The following is a 6,551-nucleotide window of genomic DNA, read 5'->3' as shown; positions in this document are numbered from 1 at the left end:
GGGGTGGGCCGCGCGCTCCCAGCCATGGGGGTAGGTGCTCGCGCCCCCATTCCGCCCATTGCAACCCGACATCCCGATCTCTATCATCCCCCCGGTACGATCCTCCCTCAATCGAAGGAATGCCTGCCCAGTCCCTCGGGATTGGGCTATGGATCGTCGGGACAGCCTGTTGATTTGAGGAGATCACTATGAGTTCGGGTAAAGGCGAGACCGCGCAGGGCAAGAAGCTCCGGTCGCGCGCCTGGTTCGACAATCCGGAAAACCCGGACATGACTGCGCTCTACCTCGAGCGCTATCTCAACTATGGCATTTCGCGTGAAGAGCTGCAGTCCGGTAAGCCGATCATCGGCATTGCCCAGACCGGCTCCGATATTTCGCCCTGTAACCGCCACCACCTGGAGCTCGCCAAGCGCGTGCGCGACGGCATCCGCGATGCCGGCGGCATCGCCATGGAATTCCCGGTCCACCCGATCCAGGAAACCGGCAAGCGTCCGACCGCCGGGCTCGACCGCAACCTCGCCTATCTCAGCCTCGTCGAAGTGCTGTACGGCTACCCGCTCGATGGCGTGGTGCTGACCATCGGCTGCGACAAGACCACCCCGGCCATGCTGATGGGCGCCGCCACCGTCAACATCCCGGCGATCGCCCTGTCGGTCGGCCCGATGCTCAACGGCTGGTTCCGCGGCGAGCGCACCGGTTCGGGCACGATCGTCTGGAAGGCGCGCCAGATGATGGCCGCCGGCGAGATTGGCTACGAGCAGTTCATCGAGCTGGTAGCGTCATCTGCCCCCTCGACCGGCTACTGCAACACCATGGGCACTGCCTCGACCATGAACTCGCTGGCCGAGTCGCTCGGTATGCAGCTGCCCGGTTCGGCCGCCATCCCGGCGCCCTATCGCGACCGCCAGGAAATGGCCTGGCGCACCGGCATGCGCATCGTCGAGATGGTGCACGAGGACCTCAAGCCCTCCGACATCCTGACCAAAGACAACTTCATCAACACCATCGTGGTGAATTCGGCGATCGGCGGCTCGACCAACGCCCCCATCCACATCAACGCCATCGCCCGCCATATCGGCGTCGAGCTCAATATCGACGATTGGCAGACGCACGGCCACAAGGTGCCGCTGCTGGTCAACATGCAGCCGGCCGGCGAGTATCTGGGTGAGGATTACTACCATGCCGGCGGCGTGCCGGCGGTGGTCAACGAGCTGATGAAGCAGGGCCTCATCCGCGAGAACGCCCCGACCGTCAACGGCAAGACCATCGGCGAGAACTGCCGCACCACCACCATCCAGGACGACAAGGTGATCCGGCCGTTCACCAACCCGATGAAGGCCGAAGCCGGCTTCCTGGTGCTGCGCGGCAACCTGTTCGACAACGCCATCATGAAGACCTCGGTGATCTCCGAGGAGTTCCGCCTGCGCTACCTCAACAACCCCAACGACCTGGGTGCGTTCGAGGGCAAGGCCGTGGTGTTCGACGGTCCGGAGGATTACCACCACCGCATCGACGATCCCTCGCTCGCGATCGACGAACACACCCTGCTGTTCATGCGCGGCGCCGGCCCGATCGGTTATCCGGGCGCCGCCGAAGTGGTGAACATGCGGCCGCCTGATTACCTGATCAAGAAGGGCATCACCTCGCTCGCCTGCATCGGCGATGGCCGCCAGTCCGGTACGTCGGGCTCGCCCTCCATCCTCAATGCCTCGCCGGAAGCGGCGGCCGGCGGCAACCTCGCCATTCTGAAGACCGGCGACCGCGTCCGCATCGACCTCAACAAGGGCGAGGCCGACATTCTCATCTCCGCCGAGGAGATCGAGCAGCGTCGCGCCGAACTGCATGCCGCCGGCGGCTACAAGTATCCGGCGCATCAGACCCCGTGGCAGGAAATCCAACGCGGTATCGTCGACCAGCTCGGCGCCGGCGGCGTACTGAAGAACGCCGTCAACTACCAGCGCCTGGCACAGACCGCCGGCGTGCCGCGCGACAACCACTGATGAAAAATCGAAAGGGCCGGTCTTCACCGGCCCTTTCTTCTTGCGCCGGTCGCGCCAATGGGCCAACAAGCCGCCGCAATGTTTGACGAACAAGTCAGGGTCAGCGCACTATCGCGGGCGCGCTGGAGCGCTTTCAGGAAAATGCCTGTCCTCGCGAAGGCGGGGATTGCAGACTTTTCCGGTTCGAAAGCGTGACAAAATCTAGTGGCGGGTGAGGGCTCGATGTCTGATATTCTGGACTATTGCAAAGGGCGGGAGGCGCAGACCTTCAAGCCCGGTCAGGTGCTGATCCGCGAAGGCGGGCAGGAAGGCCAGCTCTTCGTGTTGATCGAGGGCCAGGTCGAAGTGCTCCGCAAGGACACCCAGGTCAGCTATATCGACGAGCCCGGCTCGATCTTCGGCGAGATGGCGGTACTGCTCGACATGCCCTCGAGCGCCACGGTCAAGGCACTCTCGACGGTCAAGGCCTACGCCATCGCCGACGCCATCAGCTTTCTGGGCGGCAACCCCGAAATCGCCCTCTATGTCGCGACGCTGCTGGCCCGTCGGCTCTACTACACCACCTCATACCTGGTCGATCTGCAGCAGCAATCCGAAGGCAAGCGCGAGGACCTCGACCTCGTCGACAAGATCCTCGCCCAGCTGATCGAAAAGCCCGACGAAGCCAAACACGCCAAGCGCACCCGGAAGTAGGCCTGCCCTCGAGCGTGGGGTCACCCGTCCCCACGCTGCGGAGCCAGCCTCAATAGCGCACGCGCCGCGCCGTAGGGCCGCTGGCCGCCACCCAACCCCATCTGCTCGGTTTCGATGGCATAAAGGTGCACGACCAACTCCTCCTCGGTCGCGCCGGCCAGCAGCATGCGAAGAATGGTTGGCGCGTAGCTGTCGTACTCGTCGCTGGGCCCTCCCATGGCGCGAACGCCGATCGGATCCCAGTCCTCCCAGTGCGCCTGCTCGACCCGCTGCAAGTCCGGCGTCATCGGCCCACCTACACCAGGCCTTTGCTCAGCAGCACCACATAGATGATCGCGGCATAGGTCAGCTGATGGGTGATCTGGTCGAGCCCGTGCAGGCTCCAGAAGCGCCGCGGCTGCGTGTCGACATGCACGCCGCGTGAATAGTGGATCTTTGAGTAGTCGAGCAGGTAATGCACCACGAACTCGGCCACCACGATGCCGACGAGCCAGGGGAGCGGCGTGCCCGCGAGGAGCAGCACCAGCGCCGTCAGCCCGGCATGCACGCCCGCATGCGCATAACCGCCCGGCTGGCGGAAATCGCCCTTACCGCCCAGCATCCATCCCGGCTGCAGAAAATAGTCGGCGATGTAGTGCTTGAGCTCCAGTCCGATGAACAGCAGAAAGAATAGTCCGACCATTCGGTCTTGTCCTTGCGGGGGTGGCGCCCCCACGGCCCATCCCCGGGAGCTGATGCTTGCAAGCTCCGGTTGTCTGAGGCAAGCGCAGAGTTTACTCCTGTGCTAGGTTCCCGTCGGCGCCGTTCAGCCGGCGTTCATGGGCGGCGTGGCAGGTGGTCCGCGCCGGACGTCTGTCCTGCTGGGAGATTTCGATGCTGAGGCTGCTCACCTCGATTGCTCTGCTGCTGTTGGCGGCTCAGCCAGTGCTTGCCGCCTCGGGCACCGCGCTCGGTGTCGACCCGGCTGCCCGGCTCGAGGACAAGCAAGGCAGCAAGACCCTGGTGGTCGGCACCGATGTGTTCATCGGCGATCGCGTCGTCACCGATGCCAAGGGCCTCGTGCAGATCCGCTTCTCCGACAAGACCAAGCTGGTGGTCGGCCCGCGCTCCTCGCTGGTGATCGAGGATTACCTGCTGCGCGAGGATGGTTCGGGCGGCAAGTTCGCTATCAACGCCCTGTCAGGGACCTTCCGCTTCGTCACTGGCGGCGCCCCCAAGGACCGCTACCTGATCACCACGCCCACCGGCACCGTCGGGGTGCGCGGCACCGCCTTCGACCTCAACGTCCATTCCGATCACTATTCCCTGCTGCTGTTCCACGGCGCCGTGGTGATGTGCAACAAGGCCAACAAGTGCATCACCGTCGATGACTTCTGCGATGTCGGCATGGCCGACCTGACCGATGCCCGGCTGCTCGGCAATACCGAGGATTTCGTCGGCGCCGAGCGCACCTCGATGCGCGGCATGTTCCCCTGGGCCGTCTCCGAGAGCGACCTGATGAGCCCGTTCTGGGTGGCGCAGGCCCGTGAGTGCCTCAACCGGGCCGTAGTGCCCAACGACACCGACGCCGGCGGCGGAAACACGGACAACCAGCCACCACCACGGACGCAACGGCCTGGGTTCCAGATCGGCCCCAACGGCTAACCATACCAGGACACGACCCGCCGATGTTACGACGCCTGCTGCCTATCCTCGCCGGCCTCGTCATCGTGGTGCTGCTGACCTTGCTGCGCATCGCCGATCCGTTCCCGGTGCAGGCGCTGCGCGAGATCGCCTTCGATTTCTACCAGCGCCTGCACCCCCGGCCGCAGGCGGAGTTTCCGGTTCGCGTCATCGATATCGACGAAGCCGCCCTCGCCGAGTTCGGCCAGTGGCCATGGCCGCGCGATCGCCTCGCCGCCGTCACCGACCGGCTGACCGAACTGGGCGCCGCCGCCATCGGTTTCGACGTGCTGTTCCCCGAAATCGACCGCATGTCGCCGAGCCGCATTGCAGCCGGCCTGCCCGGCGTCGACGCCGCGACCCTCCCCGATTACGACGCCATCTTCGCCGCATCGCTGTCGCGCTCGCCATCTATCCTCGGCTTCTCGCGCGCGCCCTCCGGCAAGCCGCTGACCGGCGGCCCCAAGGGCGGTTTCGCCATCTCCGGCCCCGACCCCACCGAGCGCATCCCGTTCCTCACCGGCACCGCCGCGCCGATCCCCATCCTGCGCGACGCCGCCCCCGGGCTTGCCGCCGTCAGCCTCAATTCCCAACTCTCGGCCGGCGCCGTCCGCCGCATCCCCATGCTGTGGACCAATGGCAGCCAGCTGTTCCCCACGCTCTCGGTCGAGGCCCTGCGTGTCGCCATGGGCATCAGCACCGTGGTGGTGTTCGGCGATACCGCCGCCGAGGGCTATGTCGACAGCATCCGGCTCGGCGATTTCACCGTGCCGCTGACCTCCGAGGGCGATCTCTGGCTCTACTATAGCCGCCCCGATCCGGACCTGCTGGTCTCGGCCGCCGACCTGCTCGGGCCGAACTACCAGCAGCTCAGCGATCGGATCGCCGGCAATATCGTGCTGGTCGGCACCTCGGCCTCGGGCCTGCTCGACCTGCACAACACGACGCTGGGCGACAATGTCGCCGGCGTCACCATCCACGCCCAGGCGGTCGAACAGATCCTCTCAGGCACCTATCTCAGCCGCCCCGACTGGGTGGCGGGGCTCGAAATCGTCGGCTTCCTGGCGCTCGGCGCCTTCATGGTGGTGGTGGTGCTGCTGCTCGGCCCGCTTGTCGGTATTGCTGCCGGTGCGCTGTCGCTCACCGCCGCCATCGGCTTTTCGTGGTGGATGTTCACCACCAGCGGCATCATGCTCGACCCGAGTTACCCGCTGATCGGGCTGACCCTGCTCTACCTGGCGCTGGTGTTCTTCCGCTTCGTTACCACCGAGCGCGCCAAAAAGCAGATCCGCCGGGCCTTCGGCTACTACGTCGCCCCGTCGTTGCTGAGCGAGATCGAAAAGAACGGCGACCGGCTGAAGCTCGGTGGCGAAGTGCGCCGTATCACCGTGCTGTTCTCCGACATGCGCGGCTTCACTTCATTGAGCGAGAAGCTCGAACCCAAGCGCATCCTCGCCATTCTCAACACCCTGTTCGGCGCCCTGGGCCACGAGATCATCGGCCGCATGGGCACCATCGACAAGTTCATCGGTGACGCCATCATGGCGTTCTGGAACGCGCCCGTCGACGTCCCTGACCATGAGCGCAAAGCCCTGCGCTCCGCACTGGGCATGCGCCAGAAGCTCGCCGAACTGAACCATACCGATGCCTTCCAGCTTCGGGCGGGCAAGGCCGCGGTGCAGGAGCTCGGCATCGGCATCGGCATCTCCACCGGCGAAGCGCTGGTGGGTAATATGGGCCTCGAAACCCGCTTCGATTATTCCGCCCTCGGCGACACGGTGAACGTCGCAAGCCGGGTCGAAAGCGCCTGCAAGGAGGTCGGCTACGACATCCTCGTTGCCGATCCGGTCCGCCTCATCGTCACCGATTTCGCCTTCCTCGAAGCCGGCGCGCTGGCGTTGAAGGGCAAGGCCGAACGCGTCGTCATCTACCTCCTGGTCGGCGATGCCGACCTCGCCAAGTCCGGCGCCTTCCACCTGCTGCGCGTCACCCACGCCGAAGCGCTCGAGGCGCTCCGCACCGGCCGCGACACCCGCGGCGCTATCGCCGAGTGTATCGCGCTATCGGCCAAGCTCGAACCCGGCCTCAAGAAATTCTACGAACTGCTCCCCGGCCGCCGCATGGATTTTGTGTCCACCGAAACCGTGGTCCCAATCACCCCGGCGGCCTAGCTCCCCTCCCCCTTGAGGGGAGGGG

6 protein-coding genes are annotated in these 6,551 nt (G+C 65.4%); 4 read left to right on the top strand and 2 right to left on the bottom strand.

Annotated features, from left to right (window positions below; translation table 11 throughout):
* Nucleotides 1-188: 188 nt before the first annotated feature.
* Both VW23_RS06695 and VW23_RS06690 read left to right on the top strand, forming a co-directional pair.
* On the top strand, nucleotides 189-2,000 hold the full coding sequence (locus VW23_RS06695) for an IlvD/Edd family dehydratase (protein WP_069908807.1): 1,812 nt from the start codon (nucleotides 189-191) through the stop codon (nucleotides 1,998-2,000).
* A 222-nt stretch (nucleotides 2,001-2,222) separates the two neighbouring features.
* Complete coding sequence (locus tag VW23_RS06690; protein WP_069908806.1) at nucleotides 2,223-2,693, top strand: Crp/Fnr family transcriptional regulator; 471 nt, start codon at nucleotides 2,223-2,225, stop codon at nucleotides 2,691-2,693.
* A 20-nt stretch (nucleotides 2,694-2,713) separates the two neighbouring features.
* On the opposite strand, the gene VW23_RS06685 is transcribed toward VW23_RS06690, so the two are convergent.
* Together VW23_RS06685 and VW23_RS06680 are read right to left on the bottom strand one after the other, a co-directional pair.
* The gene (locus VW23_RS06685; protein ID WP_069908805.1) at nucleotides 2,714-2,980 is read right to left on the bottom strand and encodes a hypothetical protein; all 267 of its coding nucleotides are present in this window, start codon (nucleotides 2,978-2,980) and stop codon (nucleotides 2,714-2,716) included.
* Nucleotides 2,981-2,988: 8 nt separating this feature from the next.
* Nucleotides 2,989-3,375 carry a DUF3307 domain-containing protein gene (locus VW23_RS06680; RefSeq protein WP_069908804.1) on the bottom strand — a complete coding sequence of 129 codons (387 nt, stop codon included), beginning with the start codon at nucleotides 3,373-3,375 and terminating at the stop codon, nucleotides 2,989-2,991.
* Between the two features lie 191 nt (nucleotides 3,376-3,566).
* Here VW23_RS06680 and VW23_RS06675 point away from each other — a divergent pair, with 191 nt between their 5' ends.
* The gene (locus VW23_RS06675; RefSeq protein ID WP_069908803.1) at nucleotides 3,567-4,337 is read left to right on the top strand and encodes a FecR family protein; all 771 of its coding nucleotides are present in this window, start codon (nucleotides 3,567-3,569) and stop codon (nucleotides 4,335-4,337) included.
* Nucleotides 4,338-4,360: 23 nt separating this feature from the next.
* Nucleotides 4,361-6,526, top strand: a complete 2,166-nt coding sequence (locus tag VW23_RS06670; protein WP_069908802.1) for a CHASE2 domain-containing protein — start codon at nucleotides 4,361-4,363, stop codon at nucleotides 6,524-6,526.
* Nucleotides 6,527-6,551: the final 25 nt, after the last annotated feature.

This window comes from Devosia insulae DS-56, assembly GCF_000970465.2.
Taxonomy (GTDB): domain Bacteria; phylum Pseudomonadota; class Alphaproteobacteria; order Rhizobiales; family Devosiaceae; genus Devosia_A; species Devosia_A insulae.
The sequence above is the reverse complement of the archived record's forward strand: the minus strand, read 5'-3'. Positions and strand labels throughout refer to the sequence as shown.